Raw genomic sequence first — 26,121 nt, 5'->3', positions numbered from 1 at the left:
TAGTGGGCGCATGCCCGCTCCGATGCCGCGCCTCGGCCGCGCCGGCGGCGGTGCCTGGCACCATGGATCCATGAGCCTCGGCACCCACCGCTACGCCCTCACCACGACCTGGACCGGAAACCGCGGCACCGGCACGTCGGGGTACCGCGACTACGACCGCGCGAGCACGATCTCCGTCGAGGGCAAGCCGGATCTGCTGGCCTCGTCGGACAAGCCGTTCCGCGGGGATCCGACGCGCTGGAACCCCGAGGACATGCTGCTGGCGGCGCTCAGCGAGTGTCATCTGCTGAGCTACCTGCACGCCTGCGTGACGGCCGGCGTCGTGGTGGTCGATTACCGCGACGAGGCGACGGGAACGATGCAGGAGGACGGGCGCGGTGGCGGAGCGTTCACCGAGGTGACCCTGCACCCTGTCGTCACCGTCGCCGACGAGTCCATGCGCGAGGCCGCCGAGGCGGCGCACGTCCAGGCGAACGCCTGGTGCTTCATCGCGAACTCGGTCGCTTTCCCGGTGCGCCACGAGGCGACGATCCTGGTCGCGGCGTCCGCGGTCTGAGCTCGCTGCGCTGCCGACGTCGCGGGCGAGCGGCGGGCATCGCGACAAGCCGTGGGCTTGGGCCCCTCTCGGAGGGTCAGCGCCGCTCGTGTGGCAGCGCCTGCTTGATCTTCTCGATCGCGCCGTGCGCCGGCACCTCGTTGTAGACGCCGGCGAGCTCCTGCTCGCTCAGCGCGTGGATGGCCGCCATGATCTCGTCGGTGGCGCCACGCCGAGCCCGTCCCGAGTTCGCGGATCCGTGATGCGAGAGATCCAGCGGCTCCCCGAACCGGATCGTCACCTTCTCACCGAGCTTGGGCATGTTCGCGCCGACCGGCATCGCCTTGTCCGTGCCGATCACGCCGACGGGCACGACCTTCGCTCCGGTCTGCAGCGCGAGGAAGGCAGCACCCGTGCGCCCCTTGTAGAGACGGCCGTCCGTGGAGCGCGTGCCTTCCGGATACAGCGCGACGGCGAGCCCCTGGTCCAGCAGCTTGCGCTGCTCGTCGAGGGCGTCGAGCGCCGCCTGGCCGGCTCCGCGGCGCACCGGGATCGCGCCGACGGCGCGCATGAGGTTCGCCACGAACCGGCCCTTCAGGCTGGTGCCCTCGAAGTAGCTGGACTTCGCGAGGAAGTGCACGCGGCGCGGGGCGGCCACGGGGATCGCGATCGAGTCGATGAAGGAGAGGTGGTTCGACGCGATGATGATCGGGCCGTGCTTCGGCACGTTTGCGCGCCCCTCGATGCGAGGCCGGTAGATCAGGCGCGTGAGCGGGATCAGGATGATCCGGCCGAGGAGATACGTCGCGCCGGTGCGCCGCACCTCGCCTTCCGGCTGATGCTCCGCGGCCGCTCCGTCGCGGTCCGCAGCGGCTGCGGGTTCGTGTTCCGGGGTCACTCGACAAGGCTAGATCAGGATCCATTCCGCGATCGGAATGCGCGACGCTCGTCGCATCTCCCAGCGGCGGCAAAGCCCGATAGGGCAGGATAGGCGGGTTCGTCCCTACGTCTCGAGGTCCTCCGTGCGCATCCGCATCGCCGCTGCTCTGTCCGCCGTCGCCGCGACGGCTCTCCTGCTCTCCGGCTGCGCCGGGGCCGGCACGCCGTCGGCCTCGCCGTCCCCGTCGGCGTCGTCGTCCTGCCTGCTCGACGCCAAGCCGGGCAAGGCTTCGGATGCGGTCAAGGTCGACGGCCAGGGCAAGGACCTGAAGGTCACCGTCCCGTCCGACGTGGACATCGACGCCGCGAGCACCCCCGAGCGCACGGTGCTGAAGAAGGGCGACGGCAAGGACGTCAAGGCCGGAGACCTCGTCTCCGTGCAGTACCGGATCGTCACCGCCGCGGACGGGACCGTGGTCGACTCCAGCTCGCGCGGAGTCGACGACCAGCTGCCGGTGCTGCTCGACCCGAACCAGCAGTCTCTGTTCGTCGCAGCGCTGGAGTGCCAGCCGCTCGGCTCCTCGGTCGTGCTCGCCCTCCCCGGCAAGCTGCTGGGGGAGGGGCAGAAGGCGATGGTCGTGTACGCGCAGTCCACCAAGAAGTTGCCGACCGTCGCTACCGGCACGGAGGTCGCTCCGACCGACGGCATGCCCACAGTGAAGCTCGACAAGAGCGGCGCCCCGGAGATCACCGTCCCGAAGAGCGATCCGCCGGCCGAGACGAAGATCGCCATGCTCAAGCAGGGCGACGGTCCGACGGTGGCGAGCGGTGACTTCGTGATCGTGCAGTACCGCGGCGTGACCTGGGCGGACGGCAAGGAGTTCGACTCCAGCTGGAAGCGCGGCGCGCCGGCGCAGTTCCAGACCACGGGCGTCGTGACCGGATTCAAGAAGGCGCTCGAGGGCCAGAAGGTGGGCTCCCAGGTGCTCGTGGTCATCCCGCCCGCCGAAGGCTACGGCGCTCAGGCGCAGGGCTCGATCCCCGCCAACTCCACCCTGGTGTTCGTGATCGACATCCTCGGCACGGTTCCTTCGGCGGCGCCGGCGCAGTGACCGTAGGCTGAGGCCATGCGTCGCGTCCTCATCCTCGGCTCCACCGGCTCGATCGGCACCCAGGCCCTCGACGTCATCCGGGCGAACCCCGACCGGTTCGAGCTGGTCGGGCTCGCCGCCGGCACGCAGGCCGAGCTGCTGGCCCAGCAGGCCGAGGAGTTCGGCATCGACGACACCGCCCTGGGCGCTGCCGAGGCCGAGCAGCTCGTCCGCGACGTCGACGCGGACGTGGTGCTGAACGCGATCACCGGATCCATCGGCCTCGGCTCCACACTCGCCGCGCTCACGGCAGGACGCACCCTGGCCCTGGCCAACAAGGAGTCGCTGATCGTCGGCGGCGCTCTCGTCACCGCCCTCGCCGCGCCGGGGCAGATCGTCCCCGTCGACTCCGAGCACTCCGCGCTGGCGCAGGCGCTCCGCTCCGGCGCGAAGCCGGAGGTGCGTCGCCTCGTCGTCACCGCATCGGGCGGCCCGTTCCGCGGCCGCACGCGCGAGGAGATGGCGGCGGTCACCCCCGCGGAGGCGCTCGCCCACCCGACCTGGGACATGGGCCGCATGGTGACCACGAACTCCGCGACGCTCGTGAACAAGGGCCTCGAGGTCATCGAGGCGCATCTGCTGTTCGACGTCGACTACGAGCGGATCGACGTGGTCGTGCATCCGCAGTCGATCGTCCATTCCATGGTCGAGTTCGTGGACGGATCCACGATCGCACAGGCCTCCCCGCCCGACATGCGCCTGCCCATCTCGCTGGGGCTGGACTGGCCGAACCGGGTCGGCGGGGTCGGGCGGCCGCTGGACTGGACGAAGGCGGCGACCTGGACGTTCGAGCCGCTCGACGCGGTGGCCTTCCCGTCGGTCGCGCTGGCCAAGCAGGTCGGGCGCGCCGGCCGCACGTTCCCGGCGGTCTACAACGCCGCCAACGAGCAGGCGGTGGACGCGTTCCATGAGGGGCGGCTGCCGTTCCTCGGCATCGTCGACACCATCGCGCGCGTGGTCGACGCCCACGAGCCGCCGGATGAGCTCACGGTCGAGACGCTGGCCGACGCAGAGGCCTGGGCCCGGGCGACCGCCGACCGCCTGATCGCCTGATCGTCCTGACGCGCGCGGAACGGCGCGGACCGCGCTCGCACAGCCCGCGCGCGGACCGGGCGCGCGCACAGCCCCGGCACGGCCGTTTCCTAGCCCGGCACCGGTAGCGTGGCGGGGTGGAGATCCTGCTATACGTCGGCGGCCTGTTGTTCGTCCTGGTCGGGCTCGGCGTCTCGATCGCCCTGCACGAGCTCGGGCACCTGGTGCCGGCCAAGCTGTTCGGCGTGCATGTCGGCCAGTACATGATCGGGTTCGGGCCGCGGCTGTTCTCGAAGCGGATCGGCGAGACCGAGTACGGCGTGAAGGCCCTGCCCATCGGCGGCTTCATCTCCATGTCGGGCATGTATCCGCCCTCACCCGTCGAGCCGGAGGGCGCGGCGCAGAGCCGCTCCCGTGGCGCGTTCCGCAGCCTGATCCAGGATGCCAGGGCGGCCAATGACGAGACCATCGAGCCTGAGCGCGCGAACCGGGTCTTCTATCTGCTCCCGGTGTGGAAGCGCGTGATCGTCATGTTCGGCGGCCCGTTCATGAATCTCGTCCTTGCGATCGTCGTGTTCACCGTGCTGCTCAGCGGCATCGGAGTGCAGCAGGGCACCACCACGGTCGCCTCGCTGTCGGAGTGCGTGCTCCCCGCCGGGTCGACGCAGACGTCCTGCACCTCCGCGGATCCGGTCGCGCCCGCGGCTGAGGCCGGGGTGAAGCCGGGGGACAGGATCATCTCGGTCGACGGCACCGCGGTGTCCACGTTCGCCGAGGCGAGCGCGATCATCCAGGCGTCGCCCGGGAAGACCATCCCGCTCGTCGTGGAGCGTGACGGCGCCGAGGTCACGCTGCAGCTGACGCCGGTGGCCGCCCAGCGGCAGCAGGTCGACGGCAGCGGCCGTCCGGTCGTCGACGACAAGGGCCATCCCGTCGTGCACACGGTCGGTTACGCCGGCGTCTACGCCCAGCTCGCCTACGTGCGGCAGCCGCTGAACGCGGGCTTCGAGCAGGCGATGGCCAACGCCGGATCCGTGGTGCAGCTGATCGGCACCCTGCCCGTGCGGCTGTGGGACGTCGGCGTCTCGCTGGTCACGGGCACGCCGCGCGATCCGAACGGGCCGCTGAGCGTGATCGGCGTCGGCCGCATCGCCGGCGAGGTGGCCGCGGCGGACGCGCCCCTGCTGAACCGCTTCGCCGTGCTGCTGAGCCTGATGGGGTCGCTGAACATCGCCCTGTTCGTGTTCAACCTGATCCCGCTGCTGCCTCTGGACGGCGGTCACATCGTGGTGGCGCTGTGGGACGGCCTCAAGCGCGCCTGGGCGAAGCTGTTCCGCCGTCCGCCGCCGGCTCCCGTCGACGCCACGCGCCTGGTGCCGCTGACCATCGTCGTCGCCGGCCTGCTCATCGCGATGGGCGCGCTGCTGCTGATCGCCGACCTGTTCCGGCCGGTGACGATCGGCTGAGAGAGCCGTGCGGGGCGCGGGCGGGAACCTCGATCCGTGTATCAGGGGGACATGCGCCGACTCTCTAGGGACATACGCTGCGGGAACCCGCAGCCTCCCCCTAGGAAAGGCCCCTCGATGAACACTGTCGCAGCGGTGCGACGTGCCACGATCACAGGTCTTGCGATCGCCGTCGTCACCGCGCTCCTCACACCGGCTCCCGCCTTCGCGAGTCCGGTCGGCCAGAACCAGACCGTCGCCTTCAGCCAGGCGATGGATCTGCCCGCCGCCGACTACACCGTCACCGGTGCTCTGAACGGCTCCGTCAGCCTCACCACGCACCTGGCGTTCTCACAAACGGACAGCGTCTCCGTCGGATGGGACGACAGCACGGTGCGCCAGGGCGGTGCGCTGAATCCGCAGGTGACGCGTCAGCCCGGTGCCGGAACGCTGACTGTGGAGCACACGGTCGGCTTCTCCGGCACGGTGGATGTGAGCGGCAGCTCCGTGCCCATCGCGTTCGCGCCCACGGTCATGAACGCCAGCACGCCGTGCACCCTCGGTGCCGACGGCGACACCGCCACCTGCGTCGCGGAGTCGGGCGACGTGACCGTGGTCCCGCCGCCGTGCCCCGACATCCCCGGATCCGTCCCCGATGCCAACACCTGCCCGCTCAACCCGCAGGTCTCGGCGAAGCTGCGCACGACCGCCACGTTCTCCGTCTCGGCCGTCACCGCCACGAGGTCGCTGAACGGGCAGACCGGATCCCTCGACCTCGGCACCGGTCAGCCGGTGACGGATCAGGTGTCCGTGCCGTGCACGACGCCGGTCGGCGATCCGGTGACGTACGCCCTCTCCGGGCTGGGCCTGCAGGGAACCGTGCACACCGTGACGGAGCTCGTCTGGGCGGTCGAGGTCTCGGCCCCGGCGCTCATTCCGGTCGTGGTGCCGTACCCGCCGTTCTCCCTCCCGGGAGCGCCGAACATCACCGTCTACGACGCGACGGACACGCTGGCCACCGACGACAGCGGGTTCGCGGAGACGGCACCCGACGTGGCCTACGCGCTCGGCAGCGCGATGGCGAACAACGTGCCGCCGACCGTGACCGCGGCTGCGTCCTACACGGGGGATGAGGGAAGCGCGATCCCGTTCAGCGCCGCCGCCTCGGGACCGTGCGCGGCAGGCGCCACGTTCGTCTGGAGCTTCTCCGACGGCGGCACGGCGTACGGGAATCCGACGACGCACGTGTTCGCGGACTCCGGGCCGTTCTCCGGCATGGTCACCGCGACCGACGTCACCGGGCTGTCCGGCACCACGACCTTCGGCGTCGGAGTGAACAACCTTCCGCCGGCCGTGATCGTGACGCCGGCCGATCCGACCGTCGCGTGGGGGCGCCCCTTGACGCTGCAGGCGCAGGCGACGGACCCCGGCGCCGCCGAGCAGTCGACGCTGACCTACGCCTGGGACTTCCACGACGGATCGGCCATCGTGACGGGCGGGCCCTCGGAGACGCACCAGTGGGCGGATCCGGGAACCGCGCTGGTCACCGTGACCGTGTGCGACCGGCATGGGGGCTGCACCGGCAAGGACGTGTCGGTCACGGTCCGTGCGCGGACCACGAGCACGTCGTACACAGGCGACCTGACGGCGACCTACTCGGCACCGGTCACCTACCGCGCCGCCGTGATCGACGAGTTCGGCCGTGCCGTGAACGGGGCCCCGGTCGCGTTCACCACAGGCGGCGGCGCGACGCTGCTGGCCACGGCGACCACCGGCGGCACGGGCTCCGCTGCCGCGACCGTGACGGAGGCGCTCCCCGGAGGCTCCTATCCGATCACGGCGGCGTACGCCGGTGACGCCCGCTATGTCGCCAGCAGCTCCACGGCGGTGATGCAGACGGTGACATCGATGGCGTCGTCGATCGCGTACACGGGCACTCTGACGAGCAAGCCGAATGCGCGGGTCCCGCTGTCCGCGACCGTGACCGATGTCCTCGGGCGTCCGATCGCGAACCAGACGGTCACCTTCGTGATCGGCAGCCAGACCGTGACGGCGCAGACCGGTGCGGACGGTGTCGCCGCCACCACTCTGAAGCTGATGCTGAAGCCGGGCACGTATCCGGTCACGGTGTCGTGGACCGGGATCGCCGGACGCTACGCCGCGGCGACCTGGACCGGGAGCTTCAAGCTGAACACCAAGTAGGGGATGCCCTCACGGGAGGCGTCGCCGGGCGATCGGCGGCGCCTCCTCGGCGTGCTCCGGGCTGGCTCGGGCGGCGGTGACTTCGGGGCGACGGGGGGCTCAGCGCCCCTGCAGCGCGTGCCCGACCAGCCGCTGCAGCGTCGTCATGCCGTCGCGGGAGAGGATCGACTCCAGGTGTCCCTGGACGGACGCGAACCCCGGACCGCGCAGCGCGTACACGTCGCCGGACTCCGGATCCGCGGACACCTCGGCGACGCCGACCGTGCTCGTCCCCGGCGAGACGCGCGCCGTGAAGGTGTTGTAGAAGCCGATCGAGGCGTTCTCGCCGAACACCGGCACGGACTTCTGCAGCCCCTGATGCGGGCTCGCCAGCGGCGCCAGCTCGATCCCGAGCGAGTCCGCGAGGATCTGGTGGCTCAGGCACACCGCGAGCAGCGGACGGCCGCTCTCCCTGCGGCGCGCGACCAGCTCCCGCATCCGCGAGATGCGCGCGGAGGAGCCGTCCCGCGGGTCGCCGGGGCCCGGCCCCGCGACGAGCAGATCCGCCGCGTCGATGTCCGCGTCGTCGGCCTCCGCCCACGGCTGGATCCGCACGTCCAGCCCGAGGTGGCGCAGCTGGTGCGCGAGCATCGTGGTGAAGCGGTCCTCGGCGTCCACCACGACTGCCGTGCGGCCGGCGAAGGGCGCGGCGGCCGCGGCGCCGGCGGCTCCGTCCTGCGGGTTGATCCAGAACTCGGCCAGGCGCGCGTTGCGCGAGGCGAGCAGCGCCTGGATCCCGGGATCGTCCGCGGGCGTGGAGCCGGAGCCGGGAGCGTCCGGATCCTCGCGGGATTCGGCCACGGTGTCGCGCGCGACGGCGCCGATCGCCCCCAGCACACCGGCCGCCTTGCCGTGCGTCTCGCCGACCTCGCCGGCCGGGTCGGAATGCCGCACGAGCGTCGCGCCCACCGGCACGCTCAGGTCACCGTCCTTCAGGTACACGGTGCGGATGAGGATCGGGGCGTCCAGGTCGTGGCCGCCCGCGTCGTTCGGCGTGAACAGCGCCGCCACTCCGGAGTAGTAGCCACGGGGCTTGCGCTCGTGCCGTCGGATCACCGTGCACGCGTTCTGCATCGGCGAGCCGGTCACGGTCGGCGCGAACATGGTCTCGCGGAGGATGTCGCGCGGATCGAGCCGGCTGCTGCCGCGCAGCATGTACTCGGTGTGCGTGAGGCGCGACATCTGCTTCAGGTGCGGGCCGGTGATGCGCCCGCCGTCGGAGCAGACGGCGCTCATCATCTTGAGCTCCTCGTCCACCACCATGAACAGCTCCTCGGTCTCCTTCGTGGAGGAGAGGAACTCGCCGAGCGCGGCGGTCGTCGACCCTCCGGCCGGGTGGCGGAACGTGCCGGAGATCGGATTCATGGTCACCACGCCGCCCTGCGCGACGACGTGGGCCTCGGGGCTCGCCCCGACCGCCACCACACCGGGGGTGACCACGGCGAACGTCCAGTAGGCGCCGCGCTCGTGCTCCAACAGCGCGCGGAACCAGGTGAGCGCCGCCGTGCGCTCCGCCTCCGGGGTCTGCGCGTCGATGCGCGCGGTGTAGTCGCGGCGGATCACGAAGTTGGCGCCCTCGCCGCGTCCGATCTCGTCGGCGATCACGCGCTGCACGATTTCCGCGTACTCGTCGTCGCTGAGGTCGAAGCCGCCGTCGCGCAGGGGGAGCGGCTCCGCGGGAAGAGCCGCCAGCACTTCTTCCGCGGGCAGTCGCAGGTGCTCGTCGACGAGCAGGCAGCGCAGCGGCGCACCGTCGTCCTGCGCCTCGAAGCCGCGCTCGCGCACCTGGCGATAGGGGACGAGGGCGAACACCTCGCGGCGCTCGCCGTCGGCGTCGAGAGGGATGTCGGCCAGGTCGGCGACATCGACGATCTCGCCGGTGAGCAGCTCGACGCTGTCCGAGCCCTCGCGGGCGAGCAGCACGAACGGTGCCTCGAGGGAATGGATCCGGTCGGCGGTGGTCATCAAAAGGGCTCCTGAGCAAGGGATCCGACGCGGCAGAAACGACAAGACCGCCCCGGAAGGCGGTCTGGATCGTGGTACGCGAACTCACCGCCTAGGAGGCGGGCCACCAAGAGCGGTTCGCGGACATGCGCCGAAACTATCACAACGACGCTGTCCCGTCGTTCGTCGTGACGGACCAGGACACGGCTCCCGCTCAGGCTGCGCGCGGATCCCGTCCAGCCACGCACCGGTAACCTGGATGACGTGCCAGCTGTGAACCTGGGGATGCCCCGGATCCCCGATGTCCTCGCCCCGCGACGCAAGAGCCGCCAGATCAGGGTCGGCAAGGTCCTCGTCGGCGGCGACGCCCCGATCAGCGTCCAGTCGATGACCACGACGAAGACCACCGACATCAACGGGACGCTGCAGCAGATCGCCGAGCTGACCGCATCCGGCTGCGAGATCGTGCGCGTCGCGGTGCCGTCGCAGGACGACGCCGACGTGCTGCACATCATCGCGAAGAAGAGCCAGATCCCGGTCATCGCCGACATCCACTTCCAGCCGAAGTACGTGTTCCAGGCGATCGACGCGGGATGCGCCGCTGTGCGCGTCAACCCGGGCAACATCCGCAAGTTCGACGACCAGGTCGGCGCCATCGCGAAGGCGGCGAAGGATGCGGGCGTCTCGCTGCGCATCGGCGTGAACGCCGGATCCCTGGATCCCCGCCTGCTCGAGAAGTACGGCAAGGCGACCCCGGAGGCCCTGGCCGAGAGCGCGCGCTGGGAGGCGTCGCTGTTCGAGGAGCACGACTTCCACGACTTCAAGATCTCCGTCAAGCACAACGACCCCGTGGTGATGGTCAAGGCCTACCGCCTGCTCGCCCAGATGGGCGACTGGCCGCTGCATCTCGGCGTGACCGAGGCGGGACCCGCGTTCCAGGGCACGATCAAGTCCGCGACCGCGTTCGGGATCCTGCTCAGCGAGGGCATCGGCGACACGATCCGCGTCTCGCTCTCGGCTCCGCCGGCGGAGGAGGTCAAGGTCGGCCACCAGATCCTGCAGTCGCTGAACCTCCGCGAGCGCAAGCTCGAGATCGTCTCCTGCCCCTCCTGCGGACGCGCGCAGGTCGACGTCTACACGCTCGCCGAGAACGTGACCGAGGGACTCAAGGACATGACCGTGCCGCTGCGCGTCGCGGTCATGGGCTGCGTCGTGAACGGGCCCGGTGAGGCGCGCGAGGCGGATCTCGGCGTCGCCAGCGGCAACGGCAAGGGCCAGATCTTCGTCAAGGGCGAGGTGATCAAGACGGTGCCCGAGGAGGACATCGTCGCGACCCTCATCGAGGAGGCGAATCGCATCGCCGACGAGATGGGCCCGAACGCCCCGCTGGGCACCGCACAGGTCGTCACGTCGTGACCGGCGCCACGATCGTCACCTTCCCCTCGGGGGCCGTCGTCGAATCCGCGCACGTCGTGGGCGTGCATCCCGCGGAAGAGGGCGCCGTCGTGGTCCTGGACCGCACCCCGTTCCACCCGGTCGACCACACCTGGCCGGACCAGCCGGGGGACCGTGGCGCGCTGCGCGCGGATGACGTCGAGGTCGCCGTGACGGAGGCCGTGATGGCGGCCGTCAGCGACGAGGGCGAGGTCGCGATCGGTGCCGCCATCCCCGTCAAGCGCGGCGCGGAGGGCTGGACCTGGCTGGTCGGGCACCGGGTGGAGACCGTCCCGGCCGCGCTCGCCGCGGGGGCCGCGATCGAGGCGACCGTCGACGCGGCGTACCGGGCGGGCCTGAGCCGCGGGCACACCGCCTGCCACCTCGCCTCGCTGGCGCTGGACCTCGCCGTCGCGGACCTGTGGCGCAAGGATCCCGGTTCCGATGCGCTCGGAAGCCCCGACTTCGAGGGCAGGGCGAACCAGACGAGCTTCATCCACCCCGACGGCTCGGTCGACGAGTACCGCCTCGGCAAGAGCCTGCGCAAGGCCGGCTTCGACACCGAGGAGTTCGCGGGCTCGCTCGCCGAGCGCGAGCAGCGCATCAACGCGCAGCTGGACGCGTGGGTGGCCTCGGCAGCCGTCTGCAGGATCGAGTTCGACGGCGACACGATCGTCGACCGTCGCCGCTGGGTCTGCGAACTGCCCGAGGGCACCGCGTCGATCCTCTGCGGCGGAACTCACGTCGCATCACTCGCGGAGTTCGCCTCCATCCGGGTGTCGCTGGACCTGTCGGATCCGCAGCTCCTGGTCATGACCACGACGGCCGTTCCCGCGGGCTCGCCTTCGTGAGCCGCTGAGCCGGAGCGCGACCGTGGCGGGCAAGGAGTCGATCGACATCAGGATCGGCACGGTCGATCAGGCGATGATCGCCGCCCGGCTGCAGATCGACTTCGGCGACGAGTTCGGCGATCCGTCACCGCCGCTCCCCGTGCTGGAGCGGCGCTTCCGCGCCCTGATGGCCGACCCGGCGGCCTTCGTGCTGTTCGCGGGAGACCCGACGGATCCGGTCGGATACGCGGTGGTGACCCTGCGGCCCACGGTCTACTGCGACGGACCGCTGGCCGTGCTCGACGAGCTCTACGTGATCCCCGATCTGCGCGGCGGCGGCATCGGCACGCAGCTGCTGCGACGCGCGATCGACGAGGTCCGTGCCCGCGGCGGCGGAGAGATGCACATCAACGTCGACGAGATCGACACCGAAGCACGCCGCTTCTACGAACGGCACGGCTTCGTCAACGTGGAGCCGGGCAAGGACTACCGCATGCTCTGCTACATCCGCGAGCTCTGAAGCGTCCCGCCGTTCAGCGCTGGTCGAGACCGCGCTCGTCGATCCAGGTGTGCCAGGGCGACACCCGTCGGAGGAAGGCGACGGCGTCGAAGGCGTCGCGGGCCGACCCGGGCTGGAGCACGTCGCCGTTCTGCCAGCCCGTCGTGCGGTCTACGGCCGCGGAGACAGGGAGCGGCAGGCGCCGCAGATCCAGCACCCCGTCACCGACACCGGAGCGCGCGAGCGCAGCATCGAGGCTGGCAGGATCCAGGGATCCGAGCGGCGCGATGAACGGACGCGAATGCCCCGGCGGGTCCTCGGGCGACGGGCGGTGCAGCCACTGCTCGCCCCCGCCGAACGCGGTTCCGATGACCACCATTTCATCGCCGAGCCGGTCAGCGAGATGACCGCCCATCGTCGTCATCGGATCCGGCACGAACGGGGGAGCGGAGAACGGGGTGCGCTGCACATGCCCGTTCGCCGCCGCGACCACGATCCGCGGTTCGCGCTCCAGGACCCACTCGACGGTGTCGGCCATCCACTCGTCGCGGATGTTGGCGGCGGGCCAGGCGCGGACGGCGCCCATGGTCATCGCCTGCAGGAACGAATCCGCTGCCCGGGCGCTCTCCGCGGCCCGGATCGCGAAGTCGACCCTCTCCCGGCTCTCCGCGCCGCCGCCGAGTGCTGCTACCTCCTCGCGTCGCCGGGCGCGGATGCGGGCGGCGAGGTCCGCGATGCCGACCGTGATGCGCGCACGCCGGTCGGCGGGCAGGGCGAGATACGCCTGGATCGTCGGCGCCGCCTGCGCCAGCCCGGAGCGGTCGTCGGGCAGATAGGCGAACAGCGGAACCAGGGTCTCGCGCGCGTGTGCGGCGTAGTGCGGATCCACGGCGTCGAGAAGATCGAGCGCCGCGAGGACGCCGGGCAGGGCGCTGGCGGATGAATCGGGCAGGTCCATCCCGTACCAGCGTGGCGCGCCGTGGCCGGTCGCCGCTCGCGCACGCATCCAGGTCAACTGGTCGAGCATCTCCTGGCAGGCGCCGAAGCCGTAGGTGACGCCCTCGCGGAGGGTGTCACGCAGCCCTCCGACCCCGGTGCGGATCCACGTGTCGACCCGGCGGCCCTCCGGCATCCCGCTCTCGGTCACGAATGCGGTGAATCCGGCGCGCCGATGCAGGAACCGGAACAGCCGGTGGCGCAGCGCGAAGAACTCGTGCACGCGGTGCATCGACTCGCCGATCGCGACCACGCGCGCATCGCCGACGATGTCCAGGAGCGGCTCCAGGTCGGAGTCGTCGTCATCGTCGGGATCGAGCGTGCGCAATGAGTGCGCGTTGTCCCGGATCCACGCGGCGAGCGCGTCCTGCGCGTCGTCAGGCGACGGCAAAGGACACCTGCCCCTTCGCGATGTCCGCGGCGGTGAGGGTGACCCGGATCGACGCTCCCGGCGTCACCTGGTCCGGCAGCGCGAGGGAGGCCGTCACCGGCGGATCCTCGATCTGCACCGTGCCGTGCTCGCCGTTGCGCCGGATCACCACGGCGTCGAACGTGTCGCCGACCCGGGGCGCCAGCAGAGCCGCCTCGACCAGGTCGAGGGTGCGCGAGCTCAGGGTCGACGAGCGCTGCGCGGAGGCTCGCATGAGATCGGGGACCAGTGGCAGGCTCTGGCGCACCCACGCCGGCACCTCCTCGCCCTGGCTCACGGCGAGGGCGACGGTCAGCGACCACCGGTCCACGAGCCGGCGCAGGGGAGCGGTGGCGTGCGCGTACGGCGCGGCGATCGCCGCCTGCGTCGTGTCGGCGGGAACGGTTCCGTCGAACGCGACGTACCCGGCGCCGCGGAAGAGCGCGGACGCCGCCTCCAGGATGGGCAGCGTGCGGGGGTCCTCCTTGTTCAGCGTGCGGAGGTAGTCGCCGTACCGCCCGGTGGTCCACGGCACGCCGAGCGCTTCGGTCTGGCGGCGGAACGTCTGGAACGCCGCATCGTCGGGCTGCGGCATCGTGCGCAGGATCCCGATCCTGGCCTGCAGCATGAGCTGTGCCGCGGCCATGCCGGTCATCAGCGAGAGCTGCGCGTTCCAGTCCTCCACAGGCAGGGGCGTCCGGCGCTCGATCGCGTAGGTGCCGTCGTCGCGCCGGACCACCTCGTCATCGGGCAGGTTCAGGCTCGCGCCTCCGCGCTGCGCCTCCTGTTCCAGGCGCAGGCGCCCGATCTCCGGCAGGAGCGCCGCGGGGGAGTCGCGCCCTGCGTCGAGGTCGGCCTGCACCGTGGCGTAGTCGAGCTTCGCCCGCGACCGGATCAGCGCGCGCTCGAGACGGGTGCCGGTGACGGAGCCGGCGGCGTCGAGCCCGAAGGTCCAGACCAGGGCGGGCCGGTCCCGGTCGGGCAGCAGGGAGGCGTGGTCCTCGCTCAGGATGGGCGGGTGCAGCGGGATGGTCCCGTCAGCGGCGTAGAGCGTCTCGCCCCGGGCACGGGCTGCGGCGTCGAGAGCGCCGCCCGGCGTCACGAACGCGGGGACGTCGGCGATCGCGTACCTCACCGTGTAGCCGGAGCCGCTGCGCTCCAGGTGGAACGCCTGGTCAAGATCCATGGATCCGGCCGGATCCAGCGTCGCGAAGGGGATGTCGCGCAGGTCCACGCCCGGTGTGGCGGGCTCGGCGGCGGCCTCGGCGAGCGCTTCCGCCGAGAACTCGGTCGGTGCGTCGAGCTCCGCGCGCAGGGCCGCGAGTGCCGTGGCGAGCTCTGACTGCGCGGCGGACGGGGCGACGTGCGATCGGCGCTGAGGCATGGTGTCAGCCTAAGCGCCGTGTGTCCCTGAGGGCCGTTAGCGTGGTGCCATGACCACCACTGCCGACAAGGCCCGCACCCTCGCCGCGCTCTACGCGGCCCCCGAGATCCTCCGCGTCGTGAACGTGTGGGACGTCGTCTCCGCCCGGGCGGTCGCCGCCCTGCCGGAGACCACGGCCATCGCCACGGCGGGCCATTCCATCGCCTCCTCGTTCGGCTACCCCGACGGAGAGATCCCGCGCGAGCTCATGCTCGACATGGTGGGGCGCATCGCCGCCGCCGTCGAGCTGCCGGTGACGGCCGACCTCGACGACGGCTATGGCGACCCGGGGGAGACCGTGCGCCTGGCGATCGGCGCCGGCGTCGTCGGCGCGAACGTCGAGGACCGCTTGCGCCCGCTGGACGAGGCCGCGGCGAACGTGGCGGCGATGATCCGCGCCGGCGAGGCCGAAGGCGTGCCCTTCGTGCTCAACGCCCGCACCGACGCGTTCGTGCGCGGCGGCGGGCGTCCGGCCGCGGAGTCCCTCGCCGACGCGATCGAGCGGGGCAGGGCGTTCATCGAGGCGGGCGCGACCAGCGTGTTCGTGCCGGGCATCCTCGACGCCGACACGACGCGGGCGCTGGTCGAGGGCATCGGGCACGGCAAGGTCAGCGTGATCGGCCTTCCCGGCGCCCTCACCTCGACCGAGTACGAGGCGCTCGGCGTGGCCCGCATCTCCTACGGTCCGCTGCCCCAGCGCGTCGCGCTCACCGCCCTCCTGGACAGCGCGTCGGAGATCTACGGGGGCGGGATCATCCCGCCGAGCACGCGCGCGCTCAACTGACCCGCGCTGCGCGCCCGTCCCGCCCTGCAACGCGCACGGGGCGGGACGGGCGCCTCACTAGACTTGAGCCGTGGTGACTCGTCTCTCGAACTTCTTCCTCCGCACGCTCCGTGAAGACCCGGCCGGCGCCGAGGTCGCGAGCCACAAGCTCCTGATCCGCGCCGGGTACATTCGACCGCAGGCCGCGGGCATCTTCGCGTGGCTGCCGCTGGGGCTTCGCGTGAAGGCGAAGATCGAGTCCGTCATCCGTGAGGAGATGGCGGCGGCCGGTGCGCAGGAGGTGCACTTCCCCGCGCTCATGCCGCGCGAGGCATACGAGGCGACCGGGCGCTGGGAGGAGTACGGCGACCTGCTGTTCCGTCTGCAGGACCGCAAGGGCGGCGACTACCTGCTCGCGCCCACGCACGAGGAGGCGTTCACCCTGCTCGTCAAGGATCTGTACTCGTCGTACAAGGATCTGCCGCTGACGATCTACCAGATCCAGGACAAGTACCGCGACGAGGCCCGACCCCGCGCCGGGCTCCTGCGCGGGCGCGAGTTCACGATGAAGGACGCCTATTCGTTCGATGCGTCCGACGCGGGCCTCGAGACCAGCTACCAGGCGCAGCGCGACGCCTATGAGCGCATCTTCCAGCGCCTCGGCCTCGAGTACGTCATCGTCCAGGCCGACGCCGGCGCGATGGGCGGGTCCCGCAGCGAGGAGTTCCTGCACCCGACGCCCGTCGGCGAGGACACGTTCGTGCGCTCGGAGGGCGGTTACGCGGCGAACGTCGAGGCGTTCTCCACGGTGGCGCCCGACCCCGTGCCGTACGACGCCGACGGCGCTCCGGTGATCTTCGACTCCCCGAACACTCCCACGATCGAGACGCTCGTCGCGCACTGCAACGCGAACCTCGACGGCGAGTACACCGCCGCCGACACCCTGAAGAACGTGGTGCTCGCGCTGACCCACCTGGACGGAACCCGTGAGCTCGTCGTGGTGGGCATCCCTGGTGACCGCGAGGTCGACGAGAAGCGGGCCGAGGTGGCCTTCGCCCCCGCCGAGGTCGAGCCGGCGACGGCGGACGACTTCGAGAACAACCCGCTGCTCGTGAAGGGCTACATCGGGCCCTGGTCGCCGACCGGGGCGATTCTCGGGGAGGAGTCCGCGACCGGGATCCGCTACCTGGTCGATCCCCGGGTCGTCGAGGGCACGAGCTGGATCACGGGCGCCAACATCGACCAGAAGCACGCGCACTCCGTGGTCGCGGGGCGCGACTTCGCGGCGGACGGCGTCGTGGAGATCGCCGATGTGCGCGAGGGCGACCCCGCGCCGGACGGATCCGGTCCGGTGCATCTCGCGCGCGGCATGGAGATCGGCCATGTGTTCCAGCTGGGGCGCAAGTACGCGGAGGCGCTGGGCCTGAAGGTGCTCGACGAGAACGGCAAGCTCGTCACCGTCACCATGGGCTCGTACGGCATCGGTGTCACCCGGATCCTGGCGATCATCGCCGAACTCAACAACGACGACAAGGGCCTGATCTGGCCGGCGTCGGTCGCGCCGTTCGACGTGCACGTCGTCGCGGCGGGCCGGGACCAGGTCGCCTTCGAGGTGGCCGAGGACGTCGCCGCGCAGCTCGAGTCCGCGGGTCTCGACGTGCTCTACGACGACCGACCCAAGGTCTCCCCGGGCGTGAAGTTCGGTGACGCGGAGCTCGTGGGCGTGCCGCGCGTGCTCGTCGTCGGGCGAGGTGCGGCCGATGGACAGGTCGAGCTGTGGGACCGCCGCACGGGGGAGCGCGACACGGTCGCGATCGCCGAGGCGCTGCAGCAGCTCACCGCGCGCTGAGCGTCGAGGGTTCGGCGCGCTGAGCCCGTCGCCCCCTGCTGCAGAGGCAGGATGGGGAGCATGGACACCACGCCTGCCTCCTGGCTCCGGGCACGCCCGTCGCTCACCGGATCCGCTCCGCCGCTGCACCCCGCGTCGGTGACGGGCGATCCGGTCGCCCTGTTCCTGAACTGGATCGCTACTGCGGCCGAGGCGGGGGTGGCCGAGCCGCACGCAGCGACCCTGGCGACGGTCGACGCCGACGGCGTGCCGGACGCGCGCACGCTCATCCTCAAGGATGTCGGAGAGCGCGGCTGGGCGTTCGCGGGTTCCCGCTCGTCCGCCAAGGGTCGTCAGCTCGCGACGAATCCGGCGGCGGCGCTGAACTTCTGGTGGCAGCCCGTGCTGCGCGCCGTACGGGTGCGCGGTCCGGTGCAGGAGGGGACGGCCGAGGAGAGCGCTGCGGATCTCGCCGCGCGCTCGGCGGCGGCTCGTGCGGGAGTGACCGAGGGCGACTGGGTGCTGTGGCGGATCGTGCCGAGCCGGATCGAGTTCTGGCAGGGCGCGCAGGACCGCCGGCACACGCGCATCGTCTACACGCGGAATGGCGACGGTTGGTCGCACACTTGGCGGACGGGCGAGGGCGAAGGGCCACGAACCGACGAGGGCACGGACGAGAGGGAGGAAGCATGACGGATTACGAGGTCGCGGAGATCGGCGCGCCGGAGAAGTGGCGCGCGCACTACGGCGGGTTCGACCCGTCACGCTCGCGCGACGGCCGCCGCGTCGTCGACCACGAGCTGTCGATGCAGTACATCGGCATGACCGCGAACGCGCTGGAGCCGGGGGAGGAGGCGGGCTACTGGCACACCCACTCCCGCATCGAGGAGCTCTACGTCTTCCTCGCCGGGCGCGGTCAGATGGGCGTCGGCGACGACATCGTCGAGGTCGGCCCCGGCACGGTCGTACGCGTGGGGCAGGACGTGCCGCGCACCTGGCGCGCCCGGCCCGACAGCCCCGGCGAGCTGCGCTGGCTCTGCATCCGCGCCGGCGGCGAGGCGCTGCCGCACCTTCCCGACGACAGCGCGCGCCTGCCCGAGCGACCGATGCCCTGGGGTGCGGCGGACTGACGCAGACGGCGCCGCTGCGCCCGCCCGCGCGGCGGCACCCCGCGTTCCCGCGCGCGTGACACGCTGGGAGCATGACCGAAGAACTGCTGCCGCCGACTCTGCGCGCCGAGATCAACGCCGTGCTCGACGACGCCGGGGTGTATGCCGACCGGCGCCTCGTGCTGCGGATGCTGCAGACCGCGGTGCTGCTCGGCGAGGATCGCACGGATCGGCTCGACCTGAAGATCGCCTCGGCTGCGCTCAGCGAGATGCGCGATGCGTTCCGCCTGTTCGCGCCGTTCCACGGCGTCTCCAAGGTGACGGTGTTCGGATCCGCTCGCACGCTTCAGGACGACCCCCTGTACCGGCAGGCGCGCGACGTTGCCGCCGCGCTCGCCGCGGAGGGGTGGATGGTGGTGACCGGCGCCGGCCCGGGAATCATGCAGGCCGCCGCCGAGGGCGCCGGGCCGGAGCGCTCTCTCGGAGTCTCCATCCGTCTCCCCTTCGAGGAGAAGGCCAATACGATCGTCGCCGAGCAGGAGCACGTCGTGGCGATGAAGTACTTCTTCACGCGCAAACTCATGCTCATGAAGGAGTCGCGCGGCTTCATCTGCCTGCCGGGCGGCTTCGGCACGTTGGACGAGATGTTCGAACTGCTCACCCTGCAGCAGACCGGGAAGGCCGAGCCGATGCCGATCGTGCTCCTGGATCAGCCCGGCGGCGGGTTCTGGCACGGCCTCGAGCGATTCGTGCGCGAGGAGCTGGCGCCCACCGGGGTGATCTCGCCGGGAGACTTCGACCGCGTGACGATCACCGACTCCGTCGCTGAGGCGACGGCGGTCATCACCGGTTTCTGGCGCAACTACGACTCGCTGCGCTGGGTCGGCGACCTGCTGGTGATGCGGCTGCGCGCCGAGCCGACGCCCGACGAGATCGCGCAGCTCAACACGCAGTTCGGGACCCTGCTCGCGCCCGGGCGGATCGAGGCGTGCGGGCCGCAGCCCGCGGAACTCGCAGACCAGGATGCGCTGGAACTCCCGCGGATCTGCCTGCATCTGAACCAGCGTGCCGTCGGCGGCCTGTTCCGCCTCATCGGCGCGATCAACCGCCTCGGATCCGCCCCGGAGCGCTGAGTGAGACGGAGCGTCACGCCCCGCCGTGCCGGACCCCCTCAGCGAATGCGGTGAGATCCACCGGGCGCCCCAGGATGCGCTCCGCGGCACGGACCCCCGAGGCGTAGGCGCCGCCGACGGTCGCCGGCTCGGCGCCCCAGGTCGCCTCGCCGGCGAAGTGGAGCACTCCGTCGACCGGCCCGGACAGGGCGTCGTGGTCTGCGTGCGAGGATCCGTTCGCGAGGTACGAGTAGGAGCCGAGCGTGTACGGATCCTGGGCCCAGCGGGTGATCCACTGCGCGTCCGGGGCGGGGATGTCCCCGTAGAGCGAGCCAAGGGCACGTGCCACGTCGCGCACGACCTCGTCGTCGGAGAGCGTCTGCATGCGGCGGCCGAGCGGACCGGCGGCGAAGGTCAGCAGCGTGGGGCGCCCGCTGATCGCCGACACGTCGTACCAGGAGTGCCAGTGCTCCCCGGACTCGCCCAGGGCTCGGATCGCGTAGACCCCTTCCTCCCAGAAGCGCTCGGGGAACTGCAGGAAGATCTTGTTGAAGATGCCCATCCCGAGCCGGTCGATCGGTCCTGCGACATCGTCGGGCAGCGGCGGATCGAAGACGATCCCGCCCGCTTTCAGCACGCCGAGCGGCACGGTCACGACGACCTGCTCCGCCGTGAACGCGCCGCGGTCGGTGTCCACCCGCACTCCGTCCGCGCCGCGCTCCACTCGATTCACCACGTGGGACAGCCGCACGTCGAGACCCGCCGCGATCCGTGTCGGCAGCTCGTCGTAGCCGCGCGGGAAGATCACCTCGTCGCCATCGATCGCATCCTCATCGAGCCCGTGGGCGTCGAGGTCGCCGATCCAGGCGCCGCACTGCTCTTCCACGCGGTGCCGGAAGAACTCGCGGATCTCGTCGATGCGCTCCGGATCCATCGCATCCTCGAGACGCTCCAGGCCGTCAAGGGCCCGCTCGGTGACCTCCCGATACGTGTCACCGGGGGAGGAGCGTGCGATCTCGCGCTCCACAGCGCGGTCGGCCATCGCGACCTCGGACACCCAGCGTTCGCTCTCGGCCGCGGACATGCGCCGTCCGGTGCCGTCGAAATCGGCGATCGGGCGCCCGCCGGCCTGGAAGCTGCCCACCGTGAACTCCACCGTCGGGATTCCGAGGGCCTGCACCAGGTCCCACAGCGGGGAGCGCTCGATCCCGTGGATCCAGGACGCGCCGAGATCGACCGGGAAGCCGGCGGCGCGGTCGGTATGCATCCGGCCGCCGACACGGGTCCGCGCCTCCAGCAGGACCACCCGCTGCCCGGCGTCGGTGAGCAGTCGTGCCGCGGTCGCACCGGCCATACCGGCGCCCACGACGACCGTGTCGAACTCGGGCACGCATCCTCCTCCGGACTCCGCCGTCGGGATCGAGGTCGTCGGCGGCTTCGCCGCGGCGGGTGTCGCCAGGGTATCGTTGTACGGATGTCGTGCGTGCGGGTGTGCGCCGACGAGAGCTGAACAGGGAGGCCGTCATGGATATCGATCTCGGATTGCTGCGCACGATCGAGCGGGAGAAGGAGATCCCCTTCGACGAGCTGGTCGCGATCATCGAACAGGCCGTCCTGACCGCCTACGCCAAGCACGAGTCGAACGAGGGCTCCCTGACCGAAGGCGCCCGTGTCGAGCTCGACCGCAAGACCGGCCACGTGGCCGTGCTGGTGCCGGTGCGCGACGAAGAGGGCGTCATCATCGGCGAGGAGGACTCCACGCCGGATGATTTCGGCCGGATCGCCGCCTTCGCCGCGAAGCAGGTCATCGGGCAGCGCCTGCGCGACATCGCCGACGACGCGGTGCTGGGCGAGTTCCGCGGCAAGGAGGGCGACATCGTCGCCGGCGTGATCCAGCAGGGCCCGAACCCGCGCATGATCCACGTCGACCTCGGATCCGTCGAGGCGATCCTCCCGCCCGAGGAGCAGGTGCCCGGGGAGGAGTACACCCACGGCTCGCGCATCCGCGTCTACGTGACCTCGGTGGCCAAGGGCGCCAAGGGCCCCTCGATCACGGTCTCCCGGACCCATCCCGGACTGGTCCGCAAGCTCTTCGCGCTCGAAGTGCCCGAGATCGCGGCCGGCCTGGTCGAGATCGTGGCGCTCGCGCGCGAGGCCGGACATCGCAGCAAGATCGCGGTGAAGGCGAATGACCCATCGATCAATGCGAAGGGCGCCTGCATCGGCGAGCTCGGCCGACGCGTCCGCGCCGTCACCGAGGAGCTGGCGGGGGAGAAGATCGACATCGTCGACTACCACCAGGATCTGGCGACGTTCGTCGCGCACGCGTTGTCTCCCGCCAAGGTGACCAGCGCCTTCGTCTTGGATGCGGGAACCAAGGCCGTGCGCGCGCTCGTCCCCGACTACCAGCTGTCGCTCGCGATCGGCAAGGAAGGGCAGAACGCCCGCCTCGCCGCCAAGCTCACCGGCGCCAAGATCGACATCCAGCCGGACTCGATCCTCGACGCGTGACGTCCCGACCCGGTGTGCGCCGAACCGGCGCTGCGCGCCGGCGCTCAGGATCCGAGGTGTAACATGGAACCTGTACGAACGTGTGTCGGTTGCCGCGCTCGTGCATCTCGTGCCTCCCTGCTCAGGGTGGTCATCCGGAACGGCTCACTCGTCTTCGACGAGAACGCTGTGATGCCGGGACGGGGTGCGTGGGTGCATCCGGCGCCGGAGTGCGTGGAGACCGCTCTGCGGCGCCGCGCCTTCGCCCGTGCGCTCCGTGTGTCCACTGCCCTGGAATTCCCGGAAGCAGAGAACATGCAGACCCTCGAGAAACGGCTGAACGGCTATGGAAACAAAGTGAACGGCTCGAAATGAGACCCGTCCGCGACTAGTGGTCTGCCCTGCCAGGGCCGACCGACCCTGACAGGAGAATTGTGGCTGGTAAACCACGCGTGCACGAGATCGCCGCTGAACTCGGCGTCGACAGCAAGTTCGCACTCGCGAAGCTCAAGGAGCTCGGCGAGTTCGTGAAGTCCCCCTCATCCACCATCGAGCCTCCGGTGGCGCGCAAGCTGCGCGCTGCCATCGAGGCCGACAAGCCCGCCGGCGCGCCGGCCCCGGCGGCCGCCCCTGCGAAGAGCGCGGCCACCCCTGGTGCGCCCAAGCCCGGTCCGAAGGCGCCGACCCCCGGTCCCAAGCCCGGCCCGGCCAAGCCGGCCGAGGCCGCGCCCGCGGCGGCCAAGCCGGCGGCTCCCTCCGCACCGGCCGCCCCCGCGGCCCCCGCTGCGGAGAAGCCCGCGGCACCCAAGCCCGGCGGTTCGGCCGCGCCCAAGCCCGGTGGCTCGGCCGCGCCCAAGCCCGGCGCGCCGCGTCCGGGCAACAACCCGTTCGCGTCGTCTCAGGGCATGGGCCAGCGCCCCGCGGGCCCCCGTCCGGGCAACAACCCGTTCGCGTCGCAGCAGGGGATGGGCCAGCGCCCGACCCCGGGCAACATCCCGCGCCCGCAGGCACCGCGTCCCGGCTCCCCGCGCGTCGGCGCGCCCCGCCCCGGTCAGGGCGCCGGTCGCCCCGGCCGTCCGGGTCAGGGCGGCGGTCGTCCCGGTGCTCCGTTCCAGCAGCGCACGGGCGGCCCCGGTCGTCCCGGTGCCGGTGCCGGTGCCGGTGGTTTCCAGCGTCCCGGCGGCGCCCCGGCCGGCGGTTTCGCCGGTCGTCCCGGCGGTGGCGGCCGTGGCCGCGGTCCTGGCGGCGGTACCGCCGGTGCGTTCGGCAAGGGCGGCGGCAAGAGCAAGCAGCGCAAGTCGCGGCGGGCGAAGCGGCAAGAGTTCGAGATGCGGTCGGCGCCGGTCGTCGGCGGCGTCAACGTCTCCAAGGGCAATGGCGAGACGATCCGTCTGCGCCGCGGTGCCTCCATCGCCGACTTCGCGGACAAGCTCGAGGCGCTGAACGGTTACACCGTCCAGCCCGGAACGCTCGTCACGATCCTCTTCAACCTCGGCGAGATGGCCACGGCGACGGAGTCGCTGGACGAGGCCACCTTCGAGGTGCTCGGCGCCGAGCTGGGCTACAAGGTGCAGATGGTGTCGCCCGAGGACGAGGACAAGGAGCTCCTCGAGGGCTTCGGTCTCGACCTCGAGGCCGAGCTGGAGGCGGAGAGCGAGGAAGACCTCGAGATCCGGCCTCCGGTGGTCACCGTCATGGGCCACGTCGACCACGGTAAGACCCGACTGCTCGACGCGATCCGCAAGACCAACGTCATCGAGGGCGAGGCCGGCGGCATCACGCAGCACATCGGTGCGTACCAGGTGTGGACCGAGCACGAGGGCATCGAGCGAGCGATCACCTTCATCGACACCCCGGGGCACGAGGCGTTCACCGCCATGCGTGCCCGTGGTGCGCAGGTGACCGACATCGCCATCCTCGTGGTCGCCGCCGATGACGGCATCATGCCGCAGACGGTGGAGGCGCTGAACCACGCCCAGGCGGCGAATGTGCCGATCGTGGTCGCGGTCAACAAGGTGGACAAGCCCGAGGCCAACCCGGCCAAGGTGCGTCAGCAGCTGACCGAGTACGGCCTGGTCGCCGAGGAGTACGGCGGCGACGTCATGTTCGTCGACGTGTCTGCACGCGCGGGCACCGGCATCCAGGAGCTCCTGGACGCCGTGCTGCTCACCGCGGATGCGGGCCTGGACCTCACCGCCAACCCGAACAAGGCCGCTCGAGGCATCGCCATCGAGGCGAAGCTCGACAAGGGTCGCGGTTCGGTCGCGACGGTGCTCATCCAGTCCGGAACGCTCCGCGTGGGCGACGCGATCGTCGCAGGCACCGCCTACGGCCGCGTGCGCGCCATGATCGACGAGAACGGCGACGCGGTCGAGGCCGCGGCTCCGTCCCGCCCGGTGCAGGTGCAGGGTCTGAACTCGGTTCCGCGCGCCGGTGACGTCTTCATCGTGACCGACGAGGACCGCACGGCCCGTCAGATCGCGGAGAAGCGCGAGGCCGTCGAGCGCAACGCGCAGCTGGCCAAGGCTCGCAAGCGCATCTCGCTCGAGGACTTCACCCGCGCTCTGGAAGAGGGCAAGGTCGAGACGCTCAACCTCATCATCAAGGGCGACGTGTCCGGTGCCGTCGAGGCACTGGAGGAGTCGCTGCTCAAGATCGAGGTCGACGACTCGGTGCAGCTGCGCATCATCCACCGCGGCGTCGGTGCGATCACCGAGAGCGACGTGAACCTGGCGACGATCGACAACGCGATCATCGTGGGCTTCAACGTCCGCCCCGACACGAAGGCCCGCGAGGCCGCTGCCCGCGAGGGCGTGGACGTGCGGTTCTACTCGGTCATCTACACCGCGATCGACGAGATCGAGAACTCCCTCAAGGGCATGCTCAAGCCGGAGTTCGAAGAGGTCCAGTCGGGTGTCGCCGAGATCCGCGAGGTGTTCCGCTCCTCGAAGTTCGGCAACATCGCCGGTGTCATCGTCCGCTCGGGCACGATCACGCGCAACGCCAAGGCGCGCGTCATCCGCGACGGCGTGGTCATCGCCGACGGTCTGAGCATCGAGTCGCTGCGCCGCTTCAAGGACGACGTCACCGAGGTCCGCACGGACTTCGAGGCGGGTATCGGCCTCGGCAAGTACAACGACATCCAGGTCGGCGACGAGATCGAGACGACCGAGATGGTGGAGAAGCCGCGCGGCTGATTGGCTCGCGGGTTCGCCGTTCGGCACCCTGTGTCGGCCTTTTGGGGCCCCGGCCCGCTAATGCGGGCGCCCCAACGGCCGCCACAGGGTGCCTGCCGGCTCCGCCAGCAATTCAGCGGCGGGCGGAAGAAGAGGTGAGAGGGTAGGGACATGGCCGGAGAACGACAGGCACGACTCGCGGATCGGATCCGCGTCATCCTCGCCGAGCGGCTCGAGAAGGGGCTGCGGGATCCGCGTCTCGGCTTCGTGACGATCACCGACGTGCGCGTCACGGGCGACCTGCAGCACGCATCCGTGTTCTACACGGTGCTCGGCTCCGAGGAGGAGCGCGTGGCGTCCGGCGCTGCGCTTGCCTCTGCGACGGGCCTCCTCCGCAAGGAGGTCGGCCGGCAGCTCGGCGTGCGACTCGTCCCGACGCTCGAGTTCATCCCCGATGCGCTCCCGGAGAACGCTGACCACATCAGTGATCTTCTCCGGCAGGCGCGCGAGCGCGATGAGGAGGTCGCGAAGCTGGCCGCCACGGGCCGCTACGCGGGCGACGCCGACCCGTATCGGGTCGAGGAGGACTCCGCGCAGGACTGACGGATCCTGACTCGTCGCACGGAGGCGCCGCGCATTCGTCGAGGCCCCGGGGCATGGTCCCGGGGCCTCTTGCGTGCCACCGGCCGGAGCTCGCATTCTTCCACTCGATGACCCGCATTCTTCCACCAGGTGCAAGAACCTTGGCGATCCGGCGGGCTCTTGCTAGCATCCGACGAACGCGCGCGATGGGGGCGTGCAGTCGAGGACAGCGGGGGGCTGCGC

The 26,121-nt window shown here is 71.1% G+C and carries 22 protein-coding genes; 17 read left to right on the top strand and 5 right to left on the bottom strand.

Annotated elements, in window-relative coordinates; all coding sequences use genetic code 11:
- Positions 1 to 70: 70 nt before the first annotated feature.
- Positions 71 to 556 carry an OsmC family protein gene (locus AERO9AM_RS12145; protein WP_159576371.1) on the top strand — a complete coding sequence of 162 codons (486 nt, stop codon included), beginning with the start codon at positions 71 to 73 and terminating at the stop codon, positions 554 to 556.
- Between the two features lie 76 nt (positions 557 to 632).
- Here AERO9AM_RS12145 and AERO9AM_RS12140 read toward each other — a convergent pair whose 3' ends face one another.
- Positions 633 to 1,358, bottom strand: coding sequence for a lysophospholipid acyltransferase family protein (locus AERO9AM_RS12140; protein WP_236602705.1), 726 nt, complete (start codon positions 1,356 to 1,358; stop codon positions 633 to 635).
- Positions 1,359 to 1,557: 199 nt separating this feature from the next.
- On the opposite strand from AERO9AM_RS12140, the gene AERO9AM_RS12135 reads away from it, so the two are divergent.
- The 4 genes from AERO9AM_RS12135 to AERO9AM_RS12120 all read left to right on the top strand — a co-directional run bounded on the left by AERO9AM_RS12135 (position 1,558) and on the right by AERO9AM_RS12120 (position 7,244).
- Complete coding sequence (locus tag AERO9AM_RS12135) at positions 1,558 to 2,526, top strand: FKBP-type peptidyl-prolyl cis-trans isomerase (protein WP_236602598.1); 969 nt, start codon at positions 1,558 to 1,560, stop codon at positions 2,524 to 2,526.
- Between the two features lie 15 nt (positions 2,527 to 2,541).
- On the top strand, positions 2,542 to 3,618 hold the full coding sequence (gene dxr, locus AERO9AM_RS12130) for a 1-deoxy-D-xylulose-5-phosphate reductoisomerase (protein WP_159576368.1): 1,077 nt from the start codon (positions 2,542 to 2,544) through the stop codon (positions 3,616 to 3,618).
- 116 nt (positions 3,619 to 3,734) lie between these two features.
- Positions 3,735 to 5,063, top strand: a complete 1,329-nt coding sequence (locus tag AERO9AM_RS12125; protein ID WP_159576367.1) for a M50 family metallopeptidase — start codon at positions 3,735 to 3,737, stop codon at positions 5,061 to 5,063.
- Positions 5,064 to 5,180: 117 nt separating this feature from the next.
- Positions 5,181 to 7,244 carry a PKD domain-containing protein gene (locus tag AERO9AM_RS12120; protein WP_159576366.1) on the top strand — a complete coding sequence of 688 codons (2,064 nt, stop codon included), beginning with the start codon at positions 5,181 to 5,183 and terminating at the stop codon, positions 7,242 to 7,244.
- A gap of 99 nt (positions 7,245 to 7,343) precedes the next feature.
- On the opposite strand, the gene AERO9AM_RS12115 is transcribed toward AERO9AM_RS12120, so the two are convergent.
- Positions 7,344 to 9,248 carry a chorismate-binding protein gene (locus AERO9AM_RS12115; protein WP_159576365.1) on the bottom strand — a complete coding sequence of 635 codons (1,905 nt, stop codon included), beginning with the start codon at positions 9,246 to 9,248 and terminating at the stop codon, positions 7,344 to 7,346.
- A 243-nt stretch (positions 9,249 to 9,491) separates the two neighbouring features.
- On the opposite strand from AERO9AM_RS12115, the gene ispG reads away from it, so the two are divergent.
- The 3 genes from ispG to AERO9AM_RS12100 all read left to right on the top strand — a co-directional run bounded on the left by ispG (position 9,492) and on the right by AERO9AM_RS12100 (position 12,011).
- Positions 9,492 to 10,643 carry a flavodoxin-dependent (E)-4-hydroxy-3-methylbut-2-enyl-diphosphate synthase gene (gene ispG, locus AERO9AM_RS12110; RefSeq protein ID WP_201298626.1) on the top strand — a complete coding sequence of 384 codons (1,152 nt, stop codon included), beginning with the start codon at positions 9,492 to 9,494 and terminating at the stop codon, positions 10,641 to 10,643.
- Complete coding sequence (locus AERO9AM_RS12105; protein WP_159576364.1) at positions 10,640 to 11,512, top strand: hypothetical protein; 873 nt, start codon at positions 10,640 to 10,642, stop codon at positions 11,510 to 11,512. Before ispG ends, AERO9AM_RS12105 begins: the two co-directional genes overlap by 4 nt.
- Positions 11,513 to 11,585: 73 nt before the next feature.
- Positions 11,586 to 12,011: a GNAT family N-acetyltransferase gene (locus tag AERO9AM_RS12100; RefSeq protein ID WP_159577517.1), complete on the top strand. Its 426-nt coding sequence runs from the start codon at positions 11,586 to 11,588 to the stop codon at positions 12,009 to 12,011.
- A gap of 13 nt (positions 12,012 to 12,024) precedes the next feature.
- Here AERO9AM_RS12100 and AERO9AM_RS12095 read toward each other — a convergent pair whose 3' ends face one another.
- A complete protein-coding gene (locus AERO9AM_RS12095; RefSeq protein WP_159576363.1) occupies positions 12,025 to 13,377 on the bottom strand; it encodes an erythromycin esterase family protein in 1,353 nt (450 codons plus the stop codon).
- Positions 13,364 to 14,779: an RNB domain-containing ribonuclease gene (locus tag AERO9AM_RS12090; RefSeq protein ID WP_159576362.1), complete on the bottom strand. Its 1,416-nt coding sequence runs from the start codon at positions 14,777 to 14,779 to the stop codon at positions 13,364 to 13,366. The genes AERO9AM_RS12095 and AERO9AM_RS12090 overlap by 14 nt, the downstream gene beginning before the upstream one ends.
- Positions 14,780 to 14,828: 49 nt before the next feature.
- Here AERO9AM_RS12090 and AERO9AM_RS12085 point away from each other — a divergent pair, with 49 nt between their 5' ends.
- The 5 genes from AERO9AM_RS12085 (at position 14,829) to AERO9AM_RS12065 (ending at position 19,651) form a co-directional block, all read left to right on the top strand.
- Positions 14,829 to 15,602: an isocitrate lyase/PEP mutase family protein gene (locus AERO9AM_RS12085; protein ID WP_159576361.1), complete on the top strand. Its 774-nt coding sequence runs from the start codon at positions 14,829 to 14,831 to the stop codon at positions 15,600 to 15,602.
- 70 nt (positions 15,603 to 15,672) lie between these two features.
- Positions 15,673 to 17,430, top strand: a complete 1,758-nt coding sequence (locus AERO9AM_RS12080; protein WP_159576360.1) for a proline--tRNA ligase — start codon at positions 15,673 to 15,675, stop codon at positions 17,428 to 17,430.
- Between the two features lie 60 nt (positions 17,431 to 17,490).
- On the top strand, positions 17,491 to 18,102 hold the full coding sequence (locus tag AERO9AM_RS12075) for a pyridoxine/pyridoxamine 5'-phosphate oxidase (RefSeq protein ID WP_159576359.1): 612 nt from the start codon (positions 17,491 to 17,493) through the stop codon (positions 18,100 to 18,102).
- The gene (locus AERO9AM_RS12070) at positions 18,099 to 18,539 is read left to right on the top strand and encodes a cupin domain-containing protein (protein ID WP_159576358.1); all 441 of its coding nucleotides are present in this window, start codon (positions 18,099 to 18,101) and stop codon (positions 18,537 to 18,539) included. The genes AERO9AM_RS12075 and AERO9AM_RS12070 overlap by 4 nt, the downstream gene beginning before the upstream one ends.
- A 71-nt stretch (positions 18,540 to 18,610) precedes the next feature.
- On the top strand, positions 18,611 to 19,651 hold the full coding sequence (locus AERO9AM_RS12065; RefSeq protein WP_159576357.1) for a TIGR00730 family Rossman fold protein: 1,041 nt from the start codon (positions 18,611 to 18,613) through the stop codon (positions 19,649 to 19,651).
- A 13-nt stretch (positions 19,652 to 19,664) separates the two neighbouring features.
- Here AERO9AM_RS12065 and AERO9AM_RS12060 read toward each other — a convergent pair whose 3' ends face one another.
- Entirely contained in the window at positions 19,665 to 21,020 is a 1,356-nt protein-coding gene (locus tag AERO9AM_RS12060) for a flavin monoamine oxidase family protein (RefSeq protein ID WP_159576356.1), read from the bottom strand.
- 134 nt (positions 21,021 to 21,154) lie between these two features.
- Here AERO9AM_RS12060 and nusA point away from each other — a divergent pair, with 134 nt between their 5' ends.
- The 4 genes from nusA to rbfA all read left to right on the top strand — a co-directional run bounded on the left by nusA (position 21,155) and on the right by rbfA (position 25,899).
- Entirely contained in the window at positions 21,155 to 22,141 is a 987-nt protein-coding gene (gene nusA, locus AERO9AM_RS12055) for a transcription termination factor NusA (protein WP_159576355.1), read from the top strand.
- A 63-nt stretch (positions 22,142 to 22,204) separates the two neighbouring features.
- Positions 22,205 to 22,495: a YlxR family protein gene (locus tag AERO9AM_RS12050; RefSeq protein WP_159576354.1), complete on the top strand. Its 291-nt coding sequence runs from the start codon at positions 22,205 to 22,207 to the stop codon at positions 22,493 to 22,495.
- 59 nt (positions 22,496 to 22,554) lie between these two features.
- On the top strand, positions 22,555 to 25,317 hold the full coding sequence (infB, locus tag AERO9AM_RS12045) for a translation initiation factor IF-2 (RefSeq protein ID WP_236602597.1): 2,763 nt from the start codon (positions 22,555 to 22,557) through the stop codon (positions 25,315 to 25,317).
- Between the two features lie 150 nt (positions 25,318 to 25,467).
- Positions 25,468 to 25,899, top strand: coding sequence for a 30S ribosome-binding factor RbfA (gene rbfA, locus AERO9AM_RS12040; RefSeq protein WP_159576353.1), 432 nt, complete (start codon positions 25,468 to 25,470; stop codon positions 25,897 to 25,899).
- The last annotated feature ends 222 nt before the right edge of the window (positions 25,900 to 26,121 follow it).

The sequence above is a fragment of the Microbacterium sp. 8M genome, assembly GCF_902506375.1.
Taxonomy (GTDB): Bacteria; Actinomycetota; Actinomycetes; order Actinomycetales; family Microbacteriaceae; genus Microbacterium.
Note: the sequence above shows the minus strand (reverse complement) of the source record. Positions and strands in the feature narration are given on the sequence as shown.